This window comes from Pseudomonas sp. ICMP 460 (genome assembly GCF_002723595.1).
GTDB lineage: Bacteria > Pseudomonadota > Gammaproteobacteria > Pseudomonadales > Pseudomonadaceae > Aquipseudomonas > Aquipseudomonas kitaguniensis.
The window spans coordinates 1-15,475 of record NZ_LKBR01000004.1 but is presented as its reverse complement, the minus strand read 5'-3'; the positions used below and the strand labels follow the sequence as shown (position 1 = coordinate 15,475).

The window sequence follows — 15,475 nt, the reverse complement described above, 5'->3', positions numbered from 1 at the left end:
GCAAGCCCGCTCGCCACAGGTCGATTGGCGGCGTTAGCCAGGCTGTCTTCGTTCCGTCACATTGCGTTGCTACCGTCCTGCGAAATATCTTGAAACAACCACGCATCAGGGACTTCCCGCAATGAGTGACGAGCACAACGACCGCCCCGCTCCCGATTCCGTAGCTCAAACGCCGCTGGACACCAGCCGGCGGCGCTTCTTGGGAGGCGCGGCGGTGCTGGGGGTCGGTGCGACGTTGGCTGCCTGTGGCAATGCCAGTGAGGCACCCGGCAAACCGGCGCCTCGGCCACTGACCCCGCAAGAACTGGACAAGGTCTTGCACGATCAGGTGAAAACCGTGGTGGTGATTTATGCCGAGAACCGCAGCTTCAACAACCTGTTCGCCGATTTCCCGGGCGTTGAGAAGCCACTCGCGGCGCTGACGGCTGCCGAGTTCCAGCAACGCGACCGCGACGGTAGCCTGTTGGCCACTTTGCCGCCCGCGTGGGGCGGTGTGTTGCAAGTCGGCCCGCAAAGCGTGGACGGCGTGACCTACCCCAGTGAAGTGCAATTCCAGGAAAACCTGCCCAACGCGCCATTCGCCCTCAAAGGCCCGAACGCTGAGGACTTGCCCTTGAGCCTGGTCACCCGCGATTTGTGGCACGTGTTCTACCAGAACCAGATGCAAATCAACGGTGGCAAGAACGACAACTTTGTCGCCTGGGCGGATTCGGGTGGTTTGGTCATGGGCCATTACGCCCAGAGCCGTTATTCCCTGCGCCTGTGGGACGTGGCCAAGGAGTTTGTGCTCTGCGATAACTTTTTTCAGGGCGCCTTCGGTGGCTCGTTCCTTAACCACCAGTACCTGATCAGCGCCACTGCGCCGTTTTATCCGAATGCCGCGCAGTCCGTGGCCAAGGCACAAATCGCCACGCTGCAAAGCGATGACCCCACCGACCCACGCCTCAAGCCGTTGGGCACGTCCCCGGCCAGCGCCATGACTGGCCCACCGCAGTTCGGCCCCAGCGCCCTGACGCCGGACGGTTACGGCGTGAACACGCTGGCCCCGCCCTACTGGCCGACCTGGATTCGCGACCCGCAGAACCCGGATTACGCCAAACCGGACCTGCCCAACGTACTCGTGCCACAAACCCACGAACACATCGGCGACAAGCTGTCGAAGAAGAACGTCGACTGGGCCTGGTACGCCGGGGCGTGGCAAGCCACCCTGGACCAGTTCAAGGATTCAGGCGGCATCCCCAAGATTCCGAACTTCCAGTACCACCACCAGCCATTCAACTACTTCAAGCAACAAGGCCCCGAGAACCGCGCCGAACGTGACAAACGCCTGCGCGATGGCGGTTTGGGTGATGAATCAAGCACCAATAAGTTCTTCGCCGATGCCCAGGCCGGCAAGCTGCCCGCCGTGAGTTTCTACAAACCGCAAGGCAACCTGAACATGCACGCAGGTTACGCCGACGTGGCCTCGGGCGACCGGCATATCGCCCGCGCGTTGAAGGTGCTGCAAGAAAGCCCGCAGTGGAAAAACATGGTGGTGGTGGTGACGGTCGATGAAAACGGTGGCTGGTGGGACCACGTCGCACCGCCCAAAGGCGACCGCTGGGGCCCAGGCACGCGAATTCCGGCCCTGGTGGTGTCGCCGTTCGCGCGCAAAGGCACGGTGGACCATACGGTTTACGACACGGCGTCGATCCTGCGTTTGATTACTCGGGTGTTCCAGCTGGAGGCATTGGAGGGCCTCAAGCAGCGTGATGACGCGATGACCGCCCGCGGCCAGAAACCCATGGGTGACTTGAGCAATGCCTTGCAGTTCAACGTGTGAGTTGGCTTATCCAATAACGACACGCCTGGCGATTTAACACGCGGTTTTCCTGAGCAACCGCTACTGTGTGTGGGTGGGCTTTCACCCCGCGCAGACGGGCTTTCGCTGACAAGGAACCAACTATGTTCAAACCGACCAGGCTGTCCTTTACCCTGGCCGCACTGCTGGCCAGTGCGGCCGTACAGGCCGACATCGACGTGCCACTGGGCAGCACGCAACGTGTCACGCAACTGTTCGCCTTCCCGAATAACTGCAATGTGATCTGCTTTCGGCCCTGGACGCTGGAGCAGACTGCCGAGCATTACTTGAACCAGAGCCTGCAGCGTGACGGCTACAGCCGCGCCAAGGTCAGCGTAAAAACCCATGACGGCGAGGTAACGGCAACCTTCAGCGGCGTGCCCGACCAGTACGGCCAGCCGCTGAAGACGCTGCTTGATACCGCCGACCTGGCGTATCAAGGCGCGAGCAAACTCAACAGCGACGGCAAGTGGGCCTATAACTGGTACTTGTTTCTGCCGCTGGGCATGGCCCTGGAAAACCGCAAAAGCATCGAATTGCTGCACTTCCCGCCGGATTACTCGCTGACCCAGGCCCAGGACTACCTGGAATCGGCCACCACCGACCGCTGGGCTACCTTGCTCACCGACAATGGCATCGCGGCCACCGAAACGCCGGCTTATCAGACCATCATTGATATTGCGCCCATCGCCGCGCCCTCGAACGCGGGCAAGGACCTGGAAAACGTCTACGGCTATTTCACCGACTATCAGACGCGCATGGTCAAGGAGCTGAGCCAGCACGGCGACGTTTCACTGCCGATGGTCGCGTTCGGCGCGCCGGTGCGCAGTTGGGTCAAGCAACAATACGGCCAGACCGTAGGCGTGCTGGGCTTGGCGCAGATCAGCCCGCAAGCCGGCAAAAGCGTGGCGGTACTCGGCGCCAACCACCCGAGTTACATCTGGTATGCGGCAGACCCTGCAACCTATGCCGGGGATGAACATAAGGCCGACGACGCCGGTTTGAAAGTGATGGGGCAAGATTTGAGCGCGGCGTGCTGGCAAGCCGGGATGGGCCAGAAACCCGCCAGCGATGCCAATGTGCTGCTCAAGGCCTGCATGAACACTTGGCAGGTCACCCGCAAAGAGCAGACGTGTGAGCTGTTCTACACCTCGGTGCGCAAGCTCACCCCGCAGCAAGCCAACGCCAAGTGCGCCACTCCGGTCATCAAGGCTCAGTTGAAACAACTGAAGAATGCCACTCCGCCCACGGCCATCACCGCGCCAGTGCTTTAGGCCGCACAAAAAAAAACCGATGCCTACTGTCAACATTGACAGTAGTCATCGGCAGCCTGTTCAGCGAGTCTTAAGCCGGACCCATTCGCTGCAAGACTGGCACTCGACACCATTGGCAGGTCGATGCAGCCCACTTCAGGAGAGCCATGAAAACCCCAGCCATGGATAAGGCTAGTGACGCTGACAATGAGGGTCTGTACCCGTTTGCGACAACATCAGCGGAGGACGGCTATCCGACCACCCGCCAGTTTGAGATCGTGCGCGCCCCAAACGGCGATGCCGCCGGGATCAAATCGCGCGTAGCGTTCGACAACCGCACGCTCATCGCCAGGGTATTCGGCTATGCCTTGAGTGAACGGCGCCAGCATTCCTTCCAGATCTCGGCACGTATCCAGCTGTATGACCCTTGGGTCTGCGGCCAACTGCGTCACGCCTGCGACCCGAATGTGTATTTCGACACGGCCTACCTGGAGCTTTGGTCAGTGTTGCCGATCGCCGCCAACACCTGGCTGACCATTGATTTCGCCAACGCCGGCGACGTCTTGCACCGCCAGTTTGCCTGCGAATGCGCCGGGCCCAACTGCCGGGGCTGGATCAAAGGCGCGCAGGAACAACTCAGCGCAGAAGGCCAGTTGTTCCTGGAGCAGCGCGACCGTCACAAACCTGTTTAAGCGTCACCCAACGGGCGCAGGCGATATTGCGGCGGCAATTGCTCGAAGCCACTGATGGTGGTGTTCAAGCTCTTCCAGCGGCCATCCTTGATGCCGTAGATGCAGCCATGAATCGACAGGTTTTGCCCACGGTGCCAGGCGTTCTGCACAATGCTGGTGTGGCCGACGTTGGCCACCTGCTGAATCACGTTCAGCTCGCAGAGGCGGTCAACTTGCTCTTCTTCCGTCGGCAGTTGGGCGAGCAACTCGCGGTTTTCATAGTAGAGGTCGCGAATCGTGCGCAGCCAGCCATCGATCAAGCCAAACTGGCGGTCCTGCATCGAGGCACGCACACCGCCACAGCCATAGTGGCCGGTGACGAGGATATGTTTGACCTTAAGCACATCGACTGCGTACTGGATCACCGACAGGCAATTAAGGTCGGTATGCAGCACCACATTGGCCACGTTACGGTGCACAAACAGATCGCCTGGCAGCATGCCGACGATCTCGTTCGCCGGCACCCGCGCGTCGGAGCAGCCGATCCACAGGTATTCCGGGGTTTGCTGGCGGGCGAGCTTGGCGAAGAATTCGGGATCTTCCTGTTTGATCGCATCCGCCCAGCGTTCGTTGTTATCAAGCAAGTCTTGTAGTTCGTTCATCAGGGAAAGCCTCAGGAATGATGCCCAGCTTTGACACACCACCGCTGGTGCGGGTCACGCGCGGCGCGAGAATAGCCAGGCTAAATTAGCTTGAATCTTTAGGCGGCCATGCCTGTCCACACACTATAAGCCCCACAGTATGAGGATAAGCCATGACTGAATCACGACGTCCCTACGGCGCTACGCAGCCCGAACCGATTGATGACAACGAAGATCGCATGGGCTCAATGCGTGAGCTGGACTTTGACGAGCAGGCACCGACGGCAGAAATCGGCGATGAAATTCCGCCGGGTGAGCGCGAGCAGTTGATGCCCGACGAGCGGGTGCGCGAGGCCGGTATGACCGGTGCTTCGACGGACGATCATGAGCCCACCGATGATGACATGAGCCCCGAAACGCTGATCCATGAAGACGGCGCGCGCGATGCCCGCGAGGCAGGCGAAGATCAGCCGGCGGATTACGATTTGAGCATCGTCAATGAAGACGAGATAGGCGGCGGCAATGGGCTGGACGAGGCCGAACTGGCCGACCTGGCCGACCTGGACCCGGTAGACGGCAACCGCTGAGATACCACAGGGCCAACTGTGGGAGAGACATTGCTTCCTCCCGCAGTGGTTTTTGTGATCAGTCGACCAGCGTGCAGGCCATCACGACGGCATCTTCGCGCCCACCGACGGCGGGGTAGTAATCGCGTCGGCGCCCGATCTCGTTGAACCCGTAGCGCTCATACAGGCGGAACGCCCCGGTATTGCTGTCGCGCACTTCCAGGAAGCACTCGCGGGCCTTGGCCTCATAGGCTCGGGACATCAGGTGCTCCAGCAAGCTCAAACCCAGGCCTCGGCCCTGGCTTTCCGGCTTGACGGTGATGTTCAGCAAATGCGCTTCATCCAGGATGATTTGCACCACGCCGTGGCCTACCTGCTGTTCGCCTTCAAACATCAGCCAGATCTGGTACTTGCCCAGCCCATCGAGAAAAATTCCGCGCGTCCAGGGATGGCTGAACGCCGCGTATTCGATCTTGAGTACGGCGTCGAGGTCCGCCTCGGTCATCGGGCGGAAGGATAAAGCGTCACTCATCGGTACTTTTCCAGCGCGCCATCAGCTGGCGCATGGCTTGCCATACATCAGCCTTACGCTGTGGCTCTTCCATTAATAATTCCAGGCCCGGCAAGGCCCATACAGACCCCAGGCCGTCGACCTGCAGTTCGCGATACCAGGCTTCGGCATTCGCCTCGCCGGCAAAGCGCACGGCGGGCAAACCGATCAGCCAAAGGCACACGCAGGGTTCGTCCTCCAAGCGCGCCGAGACAAAACCTTGCACAAAATCACGCGCAGCTTCCGGGCCTTGATCCATGGTGCCGCGCACCAACAATGGCCAACGCACCGGGTCGCCGATGATTTGCGGGCTGTCGGGCAGGCCGGCGGCGCGCAGCATGTCTTTAAGCAGCATGTAGGCCGGGTCGCGGGTTTGGAAGCGTTCGCCGGTGGGCAGTTCCACCAGCAGCAGGCAACGTCCGGCCCGCAGCAATTGCAGGGCAAAGCGTGGCGGCGGCACCACAGCGGCTTTAGCCACCGGGGGCGCTTTTTCGGCGACGGCAGGTTTTGCGACGGGAGATGGGCGCGGTACTTCGACCTTCGCGCGCTCTACAACAGGCCGCGCCTGCGGCTCGGGCTTGACCACCGCCACGGGCGCTGCGGCCTCCTCACCCGACACCTCAAGTGCCTCAAAAGGCTCGGGCGCGTCCAGCAACTGCGGCCGCGACGGGGCGGCGAACGGCAGTTCGGTGCGGGGCAGCCAGTTGACCACCTGCATGGCGGTCAAGTAAGCGCGACGTCGGGACTCGATAAGCACAGCTCGGCCACTTGTGGATAAGTAAAGAGCGGGGATTCTACCGCTGTTCGGTAACAATCGCCCACTGTGCACTGACCGGCTGTGGATAAATCCCGCGCCTGATGCAGTACAATCGCGACTTTTAATCGCCAACCAGCCGGCCATTCCCATGATCGAACCCAAGCGCGTCCTGCGCGCCCTCGCCGAACACTGGGCCTTACTTGAGCCACTGTGCGAACATTTCGACCAAGGCACCTTGAGCCTGAGCGAACTGCGCGCGCAACTGGCCGCCCAACAACTGGACAGCACGCCCCAAGACATCACCGGCTTGCTGGACGTGTGGATTCGCCTGGATATTCTGGTGCCTGTCGCCAAAAGCCCGAACCGCTTCGAGCTGAACGCGCAGATCCACGACTTCCTCGCCTACCTGCGCAAAGAGCACCGCCTCGGCCTGTGCCTGGAAATCGAAGCCTACCTGCGCCACCTCGAGCGTTTGGCCGGCTACATTCAGGACGCCTTCGACATCCGTGATGGCCACGACCTGGCCCGGCAACTGCGCCTGCTGGATATGCGCGTGCGCGATGTGCTGAAAAAACTCGCCAACGACGAACAAGCCCTCGCCGCCGTGGCCGACCGCGCCAAGACCAGCGACCGGCAGATCCCGTTGCGCCAGCGTTACGCCGAAGTATTGGCGACGTGGGACGAATACGTTGAACCGATGATCCAACTGGTGAACGCCGACGGCGCCTTTGAACAAGGCGTGCGCAAGGTTGAGAACGTGTTGCTGCGCATGCTCACCGAGCAACAGCGCCTCGGCCACCTGGTGGACGACGACATGCTGCTGCGCACCCACGCGCGCATCCTCGAAATGCAAACCAGCGCCCAGTTGACCTTGCGTCACGCGCGCGAGCTGCTGCTGCCGCTGCGTGAAGAAGCGCGCAGGCATAACGCCGTGACGCGCGGCGCTGCGCTGGCATTGTCGGCCATCCGCCGTAAAGGTCTGGACGCGGTGCCGCAAGCGGCGATGCCGATGTTCAGCCGGCCGCAAAGCACCTTCCTCGGCAGTGCCAGCCAGGTAGAGGCGTATGTGTATGCGCTGGCCAATTTTGAGCCCAAACCGGCGCGTTTCCCCAAGGCGCACAAATCCCACAAGGGCGAAGCTCAACGCGCACCGCGCACGGTCAAGGAAATGCTCGAGCGCTGCGAAGACGCGCTGCCGATGCCAGACCTGATGACCTGGCTGCTTGCGCAGGAACCCGACGGCGCCACCGACGAATTGCTGTACTGGTTCTCGCGACTCTCGCGTGAAAAACGCTTCAAGCGCGAACGCCTGGAACGCCGCGATTACCACACACACGAGCACCAGGTCAGCCTGCGCTCATTCGCCCTGCTCCCGGCCAACGCTGATGCGGCCGAGAATTCCGCGAGTACACCCAATGCAACTTGATCTATCCGAACTGTCCCAGCTGGCGCCGATCTTTCGCGAGCTGTTCAAGGGTTACCACGTCAGCCGCCGCGACCCGGAGCTGTACGCACAACTGTCAAACTTCCAGGACCAGTACCGCACACTGTTCAAGGCCCTGGGCTTTGAGCTGGTCTGCGATACGCGCGGTTTCTACTACTTCGTGCCGGACTCGGCCATCGCCAGCGCGCAGGTCAACAAGACCGCGCAGCGCCTGGCGCTGTTCACCTTCATCATCGTCGAGCACCTGGCCGACCAGGGCCGCGACCCGATTGCCGTGCTCGACGGTGGCAGCCTGGGCCGCGATGAATTGCCGTCGCTGCTGGAGAAGTACCGCGACCTGTTTATCCAGGCCGAAGTGCAAACCCAGGAAGAACTCGAAGAAAAAATCATGCGCCGCATGACCCAACTGGGTTTTGCCAGCGAAGACAACGGCGTGTACCGCTTCCTGCCGCCGATGCACCGCTTCCTCGACGTGTGCTTGTCGGTGCAGCAAGACCGCGACCTCGCGGCCAGCGTGCACAGCGTGTTGCCATTGCCGGCGCCGGTGATCATCGACGAAGACAGCGATGAAAAGCTGCTGAAGACCGATGATCCGCTCGACCTGACTGAATTTGAGAGCGAAGAAGACGCCATGGCCCGCGCCATCGCCGAAGAACAGGAGACCGACGCATGAGCAAGGAACGCTACGGCATCCGCCGCTTCGCCCTATTGAACACCGCCGGTTACAGCTTGGGTTTATTCCCGCTGGAAGAGCCGCTGTCGGTGTACGGCGCGAACAACCTGGGTAAATCCGCGTCGATCAACGCCTTGCAGTTCCCGATTCTGGCGCGCATGTCGGACATGAGTTTCGGCAAGTACACGCTGGAGCAATCACGGCGCTTCTACTTTGCCACCGACACCAGCTACATCCTCGTGGAAGTCTCGCTGCCCCACGGCCCGCACGTCATCGGCGTGGTCGGCCGTGGCCCGGGCGGTGGTTTCGGTCACCAGTTTTTTGCCTACGCCGGCAAGCTGGACCTGGCCCACTACCAGAAAAACGACACCTGCCTGCGCCAGAAAGAGCTGTTCACCAACCTTGAGCGCGAAGGCCTGAAAGCCTACGAACTGAAGCCGGATGAGCTGCGTCGTTTGCTGGTGGGCGGGCACACGTCGATCCCGCTCGACCTGACGTTGATTCCGCTGCGCTCCACCAGCGAACAGAGCCTGAAGACCTTCCGCGCGCTGTTTATCAACCTACTGCACATGCGCGAAATCACCGCGGCCAAGCTCAAGCAATTGTTCCTCGATGCCTTCGAACACAGCCTGCGTTCCGGCAGTGTTGATTACATCGCGGCGTGCGAAGAAGCCTTCCGCGATGTGCGACGCATGGAGCAGGATTACAACGCTCTGGTAGCCGCCGGGCCGCTGGTCGAGGCACTGGCGAATGGCGTTCGCCAGCGCGACGTGTTACGCGGCAAGTTGCATCGCCTGTCGCCACTTTTGGATTCGTTGCTGGGCACGTGGTCGGACTACGCCGGCGCGCGCAAGGAAGAGCTGACCATTCAGGCCGAGCATTACCGCAACGAGCAGGACGCGCTGCAAAACAATCAACGCGGTGGCACCCAAGAGCTGATGCGCCTGGAGCGCGAAATCAGCGGCATCCAGCGCTGGCTCGGTGAACTCTCGGTGCTCAAGCATCGTTTTGCGCTGGTCGATAACGTCAAGGTGCTGGAGCAGCAACTGCTGGCGGCCAAGGATGCCCACGACGAATTGGCCGGTGCGCTGGCGCAGTCCCGGCAGTTCAGCGCCGAGGACTTGGACGAGCGTTTGCGCGACCTGGAAAAACGCTTCAAGTCGGTCAAGCAACAGCTCGATCACGCCGACAACAACAGCTACGCCAAACTGCGCGAAGAATTTTCGCAGCCGGATGTCGAGCGCCTGATGCGGTTGTTCAACAGTTCGTTGTTCAGCCTGCCCTTGGGCGAGCATGGCATCACGCTGGATGAAGACGGCCAGTGGGTTAAATCCCTGGAGCAGATTCTTGATAGCTTCAAGGGCGAGCGTTTTGAAGTGCCAGGGTTGTCTATCGACCTCTCCCACATCGAGCCGCCGGCCTTGCAAGCCTTGGCCGACCGCGCGGCGTTGCGCGACCAGAAAGAACGCCTGGAAAAAGAACTCAAGCAACTGAAAACCCAGCAAGCCGTGGCCTCCGACCGCGCGGCGAGCAAAACCCAAACCGAAGCGCTGTACCAGCAAGTGCTGGACGCGCAAAAGGCCCTGGAAGACTTCCGTCGCGCGCAAACGTTGAGTGCCGAAGAAGGCGAGAAGCTCGAACACCTGGCGCAGATGGAAGCGGCTCAGGACGAGTTGAAGCGTTCCAGCGATGCCTTTACCGAGCGCGTCCAACAACTGTCGGCCAAGCTGCAACTGGTCGGCCGCCAGATCGCCGATATGGAAGCCAAGCAGCGAACCCTGGACGACGCGCTGCGCCGTCGCCAGTTGTTGCCGGCAGACTTGCCGTTCGGCACGCCGTTCATGGACCCGGTCGATGACTCGATGGACAACCTGCTGCCACTGCTCAATGACTATCAGGACAGTTGGCAAGGTTTGCTGCGCGCCGATGGGCAAATTGAAGCGCTGTATGCGCAGGTGCGCCTCAAGGGCGTGGCCAAGTTCGACAGCGAGGATGACGTTGAGCGCCGCCTGCACCTGTTGATCAACGCCTATGCACACCGCACCGATGAAGCGCTGACCCTCGGCAAGGCGCGCCGTGCGGCCGTCACCGACATCGCGCGGACCCTGCGCAATATCCGCAGCGACTATGACAGCCTGGAACACCAACTGGCCCTGTTCAACCGCGAGATCAACAAGCGCCAGGTGTCCAACCTGCAGAGCTTTCGCATCGTGCTCGCGCCGAACAAGGAAGCCCTCAAGCATATCGACCAGATCATCCACAGTGCCGGTCAATATGAAGAAGGCGAAACGCTGTCGGTGTTCGACCTGAGCCAGAGCGCCGAGCAAGACAACAAGAACGAAGAGGCCAAGGAATACCTGGCGCGCCTGGTGGCCGCCAACCACAACCAGCTGGGCCTCAAGGATTTGTTTGAACTGGCCTTCGAAATCACCAAGGTGCACGGCCAGCCAGTGATTCACACCGACATTGATGGCGCCGCGTCCAACGGCACCACCATGACCATCAAGGCGCTGACCAACATGTACTTGTTGCTGCACTTGATGGACCGCGACCAGGCCGGGCGCGTGCGCTTGCCGTACTACCTGGATGAGGCGGCGGACATCGACGAGAAAAACCAGGCGGCGCTGCTGGAGACCAGTTTGCAGTTGGGCTTTGTGCCGATTCTGGCCAGTGTGAAACCGCAGGTGTCGGCCCAGGTGGCAATCGACCTGGAAGGCGGCAGCGGGCCGAATGGCATTTATATCGATGAGGCGGACTGGAAGTACATCCGTCGTCATGATGCCGTGAAGGCGACGGTGAATGTGCAGGCGGACGAACCGGAGCTGGATGAAGTCTGAGTTTATTCGCTGATACGCAAAAGGCCGCGATCATAGGGATCGCGGCCTTTTGTTTGGGCTTTGGTTTGAGGGCCTCATCGGGAGCAAGCCCCCTCCCACATCCTGATGTGTGAGCACCTTTAAAGTGTGGGAAGGGGCTTGCTCCCTCCCACACTCTGATGTGGGAGCACCTTTAAAGTGTGGGAGGGGGCTTGCTCCCTCCCACATTCTGATGTGTGAGCACCTTTAAAGTGTGGGAGGGGGCTTGCTCCCGATGGCCGCACCTCGCTCTATTTACCGAGTGGAATCTTCGGCGCCCACGTCAGCCACTCATCTTCAAACTTGTCGAACAGCGCAAAGGTTTGTTGAGGGCGTGCCGGATTACCCATGCGCTCACCGTCTGGCGTGGCGAAGGCGATACCGCCTGCCACCAGGGTTTCCAGCGACTCGGTGCGTACCGTCGCGCCTTTGAACAGCCCAAAGTCGAGACCGAAACCGCTGGTGTTCCAGAAGCGGCTGCCACTGCGCACCAGCGGCGCGTACTTGGGCTCGATCAGAATGTGAACCAGCACCCGGTCAGCGGTCTGGCCCAGCTCATAACCCGTGACTTTGCCGACGGTGACTTCGCGGTAAGTCACCGGAACGCCTTCCTTCAACGAACCACGGCGGGCGGCGCTTAGCACCAGGCGCAGGCCAGCCTCTTGGTGCACTGCTTCAGGCGGCTGATTCAAGGCCACAAAACTCTTCTGCGGGCCGGCATTTTTTGCCGCGGGCAGCACTTCGAGGTACTGGCCGGTGACCAGCGTTTGCAAGTTAGCGGTCTTCATCAGGCCCAGTTCGGGCTTGACCACCCAAAACTGCGTGCCGGCGCGAGCAACACGGTCCGCCACTTGAGTGATGCGCGCGCTGAGCAGCACCGATTGCATATCGGCGCTCAGGTCGACACTTTCGATCTTGCCCACGTCCAGACCCTTAAAGCGTATCGGCGAGCCAACGCTCAGGCCATCAGCGCGATCAACTTTGATTGTCACCAGCGTGCCGTGCTGATTGGCGGCGTCGCGGTCAGCAAACAGGCGGAACCGCGGGATACGCTTTTTCAGAGGTACGTTCGGCTGCGGGGTCTCGAAAGCGATACCGCCGGCCATCAGGCTCGCCAGCGATTCAGCTTTCACTTGCACGCCGCCGGTGAGGCCACCGGTGAGCGTGACACCGCTGGCATTCCAGAAGCGCGTCGAGCCATTCACCAGGTTTTCGTATTCCTTCTCGATGTGTACGCCGATCACCAGTTGTTTGTTCTTGCGCGAGAACTGGTAGCTCTGCACCGAGCCAACCTTGACCTGTTTGTAGAGGATCGGGCTGCCAACGTCCAATGAGCCCAGGCTATCGGTCAAAAGCACCATGTGCAGGCCGGGAGACCGCAGGTCCAGCGGCGGCGCCTTGGCGCGAGCGACATACTCGCGTTGCGGCGCGGTGCCTTTGTCACCGGGGCGAATGGCGATGTAATTACCTTTGACCAACGCCTCAAGCCCGGTGATACCCGCCAAGGAAATAGACGGTTTGACCACCCAGAACTGAGTGTCCTGCACCAGGTAATCCTCGGCCAGCGGGTCGAGGGTCAGCTCGGCATTGGCGCTGGTCAGATCCGGGTCGATCTTCAAGGTTTTCAGGCTGCCGACCTGGATACCTTTGTACATCACCGGCGTACGCCCGGCCTGCAAGCCTTCGAAGTCGGTGAGTTTGACCTTGACCTTGAGGCCTGCCGCAGCGGCATCGAAGTCTTCATACAAGCGAAACGGCAGGCTCGGGTCAGTCGGCGGGCTGTCTTGACGATTCTCGGGTGTGGCGAAGGCGATGCCGCCGGCGACGATACTGGACAGCGATTCGCTGCGCACTTTCACACCGGAGAGGTTGGCGTCGATGCTGATGCCACTGGCGTTCCAGAACCGCGTGTGTTTGCGCACCAGATTGGCGTAAGTCGGCTCAATGTAGACCTTGATCTCGACGGTGCTCTGGTCCTCGGACAGCAGGTAACTTTTGACCTGACCGACCTGGATCTGTTTGTAGAACACCGGACTGCCACGGTTCAGCGAACCAAGACGATCGGCCTTGAGGGTCAGGTGCAAGCCCGGCTTGGCATCCGACAAAGGCGGCTCTTCAGAGAGCGCCTTGAATTTGCGCGTGGGCTCGCCGTCGCCAGGGCTGGCCGCGATGTAGTTACCCGAGACCAGGGTTTCAAGGCCGGTGATACCGGCGAGGCTGACGCTGGGTTTGACCAGCCAGAAACGCGTGTTGGTCCGAAGGTACTGCTCGACATCCTTGCCCATCTCGATGGTGGCGATGACCCCGCGATTGTTGCCCTCGTCGTCCAGGGCCAACGCCTTGACCTTGCCCACGGGCATGCCTTTGTAGACCACTTCGGTTTTGTTGACCTGAATGCCTTCGCCGCTCTCAAAGCGAACCTGCACTTCAATGCCTAACTGGGAATAGGCGCGCCACCCCAACCAACCACCGATGATCAGGGCAACCAACGGCAACACCCAGATGGCCGACCAGTTGGACGCTGGGCGGGTTTTAGCTTTTGGCAAATCACTCATGGTCGTCGTCCGACTCCGTGTTGTCCCAAATCAGTCGGGGATCAAAAGTTACTGCGGCAAGCATCGTCAAGATCACCACACTGGCGAACGCTGCAGCGCCGAGATTGGCCTCGACACTGGCAAGTCGCCCAAAGTTGACAACCGCCACCAGGATGGCGATCACGAAAATATCCAGCATCGACCAGCGACCAATGAATTCGATGAAGCGGTACATGATAATGCGCTGCTGCGCGGACAGCGGTTGGTGACGCTGCACCGAGAACAGCAACAAGCCAATGCCCACCAGCTTGAAGGTGGGGACCAGGATACTGGCGATAAACACCACTGCGGCGATTGGAAACATGCCGTGCTGCACCAGCTGAATCACACCCGACATGATCGTGCTTGGATCACCTTGGCCCAGGGAACTGACGGTCATGATCGGCAGCAGGTTGGCCGGGATGTACAAGATGGCCGCCGTGATCAGCAGCGCCCAGGTGCGCGTCAAGCTGTTCGGACGGCGAGCATGCACAACCGCGCCGCAACGGGTGCAGGTTTGCTCGTCGGCGTCCGGGTCTTGCTGGTTTAACTCGTGGCATTCGGTACAGATCAGAATGCCCGCATCAATCGCCCGCATACGCATCCTCTTCTGCCAGCGCTTCCCATATTTGGTGAGGTGACATCACCACCTCCAACAGCACTTGAACCATTAACAGGCTGATAAAGCAGCCCAGCCCCAGGCCTATGCTGATCGTGGCCATATCGGCGAGCTTCACAATCGCTACCAGCACGCCCATCAGGTAGACCTCGAGCATGCCCCAATCCTTGAGGTGGTGGTAAATGCGATAAAACAGCAGGCCGTAGCTGCGGCCAATGTTCCAACGAATACTGAGCAACACCGCCAGTTGGCACAGCAACTTGAGCAGCGGAATGCCCATGCTGCAGAAGAACACCACCAGCGCGACGCCTTGCATGCCGCTGTCGAACAGGCCGACAACGCCGGTCCATACGGTGTCCTGCGAGGACTGCCCGAGTAGATTGAGCTGCATGATGGGTAAAAAGTTCGCGGGGACGTACAGCAACAGTGCAGCAAGCACCAGCGCCAAGCTTCGGTCAACGACGTTGTGCCGGTGAGCGTACAACTCATAACCACAGCGTGGGCATTGGGCCTTTTCACCACGTACAAGCGCTGGCTTGCGCATCAGCAAGTCACATTCGTGGCATGCCACCAGTTCGTCCAGCGGCAAGTCCGACACCTCGAAGGTATCAACCGGATCGGGCATAAATAGGGCTCAAGCTCTAAAAAAGGTTAGGCGCCTATTCTAGTGGTGTGGTTCATAAATAACTGTACGAATTTATCTCGGCCCAGCCGTGGGCAAGCAAGGTTTCCAGGGTTTCCGACCGCCCAAAACAAAACCCCTGTTTGCGTTAGCAAACAGGGGNTCTGGAATTTAATCTTGACGATGACCTACTCTCACATGGGGAAACCCCACACTACCATCGGCGATGCATCGTTTCACTACTGAGTTCGGGATGGGATCAGGTGGTTCCAATGCTCTATGGTCGTCAAGAAATTCGGGTACTGAGTCGTGGCCTGATGGCCTCGTTTCAGCAAATTGGGTATGTGACAGCTTTCGGTGTTTTGCGAGATCGAACTTTCGGTTCTATCGTCTTCACACACCGCAATCTGG

The 15,475-nt window shown here is 60.3% G+C and carries 13 protein-coding genes and 1 rRNA gene; 7 read left to right on the top strand and 7 right to left on the bottom strand.

Annotation, left to right across the window (positions count from 1 at the left end; genetic code table 11):
* Positions 1-121 precede the first annotated feature (121 nt).
* The 3 genes from acpA (at position 122) to AO240_RS04455 (ending at position 3,785) form a co-directional block, all read left to right on the top strand.
* On the top strand, positions 122-1,822 hold the full coding sequence (gene acpA / locus AO240_RS04465) for an acid phosphatase (protein WP_099235327.1): 1,701 nt from the start codon (positions 122-124) through the stop codon (positions 1,820-1,822).
* 122 nt (positions 1,823-1,944) lie between these two features.
* Positions 1,945-3,114, top strand: coding sequence for a hypothetical protein (locus AO240_RS04460; protein WP_099235326.1), 1,170 nt, complete (start codon positions 1,945-1,947; stop codon positions 3,112-3,114).
* Positions 3,115-3,260: 146 nt separating this feature from the next.
* Positions 3,261-3,785 carry an SET domain-containing protein-lysine N-methyltransferase gene (locus tag AO240_RS04455; protein ID WP_099235325.1) on the top strand — a complete coding sequence of 175 codons (525 nt, stop codon included), beginning with the start codon at positions 3,261-3,263 and terminating at the stop codon, positions 3,783-3,785.
* Here AO240_RS04455 and can read toward each other — a convergent pair.
* On the bottom strand, positions 3,782-4,426 hold the full coding sequence (can, locus tag AO240_RS04450) for a carbonate dehydratase (protein WP_058411507.1): 645 nt from the start codon (positions 4,424-4,426) through the stop codon (positions 3,782-3,784). The two genes, AO240_RS04455 and can, sit on opposite strands and share 4 nt — an antisense overlap.
* A gap of 152 nt (positions 4,427-4,578) precedes the next feature.
* On the opposite strand from can, the gene AO240_RS04445 reads away from it, so the two are divergent.
* On the top strand, positions 4,579-4,992 hold the full coding sequence (locus AO240_RS04445) for a serine kinase/phosphatase (protein ID WP_099235324.1): 414 nt from the start codon (positions 4,579-4,581) through the stop codon (positions 4,990-4,992).
* Positions 4,993-5,050: 58 nt separating this feature from the next.
* Here AO240_RS04445 and rimI read toward each other — a convergent pair whose 3' ends face one another.
* Together rimI and AO240_RS04435 are read right to left on the bottom strand one after the other, a co-directional pair.
* Positions 5,051-5,503 (bottom strand): ribosomal protein S18-alanine N-acetyltransferase, encoded by a 453-nt coding sequence (gene rimI / locus AO240_RS04440; protein ID WP_058411509.1) that lies wholly within the window; start codon positions 5,501-5,503, stop codon positions 5,051-5,053.
* Positions 5,496-6,239, bottom strand: coding sequence for an energy transducer TonB (locus tag AO240_RS04435; RefSeq protein ID WP_099235323.1), 744 nt, complete (start codon positions 6,237-6,239; stop codon positions 5,496-5,498). The genes rimI and AO240_RS04435 overlap by 8 nt, the downstream gene beginning before the upstream one ends.
* A 187-nt stretch (positions 6,240-6,426) precedes the next feature.
* Between AO240_RS04435 and mksB the strand changes: the two genes are divergently transcribed.
* The 3 genes from mksB to mksF are packed head-to-tail and all read left to right on the top strand — an operon-like array spanning position 6,427 to position 11,232.
* On the top strand, positions 6,427-7,704 hold the full coding sequence (mksB, locus tag AO240_RS04430) for an Mks condensin complex protein MksB (protein WP_099235322.1): 1,278 nt from the start codon (positions 6,427-6,429) through the stop codon (positions 7,702-7,704).
* Positions 7,694-8,395 carry an Mks condensin complex protein MksE gene (gene mksE / locus AO240_RS04425; RefSeq protein ID WP_099235321.1) on the top strand — a complete coding sequence of 234 codons (702 nt, stop codon included), beginning with the start codon at positions 7,694-7,696 and terminating at the stop codon, positions 8,393-8,395. The genes mksB and mksE overlap by 11 nt, the downstream gene beginning before the upstream one ends.
* On the top strand, positions 8,392-11,232 hold the full coding sequence (gene mksF / locus AO240_RS04420; protein WP_099235320.1) for an Mks condensin complex protein MksF: 2,841 nt from the start codon (positions 8,392-8,394) through the stop codon (positions 11,230-11,232). The genes mksE and mksF overlap by 4 nt, the downstream gene beginning before the upstream one ends.
* Positions 11,233-11,501: 269 nt before the next feature.
* On the opposite strand, the gene AO240_RS04415 is transcribed toward mksF, so the two are convergent.
* The 4 genes from AO240_RS04415 to rrf form a co-directional block, all read right to left on the bottom strand.
* Entirely contained in the window at positions 11,502-13,805 is a 2,304-nt protein-coding gene (locus tag AO240_RS04415) for a PqiB family protein (RefSeq protein ID WP_099235319.1), read from the bottom strand.
* Positions 13,798-14,421, bottom strand: coding sequence for a paraquat-inducible protein A (locus AO240_RS04410; RefSeq protein ID WP_099235318.1), 624 nt, complete (start codon positions 14,419-14,421; stop codon positions 13,798-13,800). The genes AO240_RS04415 and AO240_RS04410 overlap by 8 nt, the downstream gene beginning before the upstream one ends.
* Entirely contained in the window at positions 14,408-15,067 is a 660-nt protein-coding gene (locus AO240_RS04405; protein ID WP_099235317.1) for a paraquat-inducible protein A, read from the bottom strand. Before AO240_RS04405 ends, AO240_RS04410 begins: the two co-directional genes overlap by 14 nt.
* Positions 15,068-15,239: 172 nt before the next feature.
* A 5S ribosomal RNA gene (gene rrf, locus AO240_RS04400) occupies positions 15,240-15,355 on the bottom strand.
* Positions 15,356-15,475: the final 120 nt, after the last annotated feature.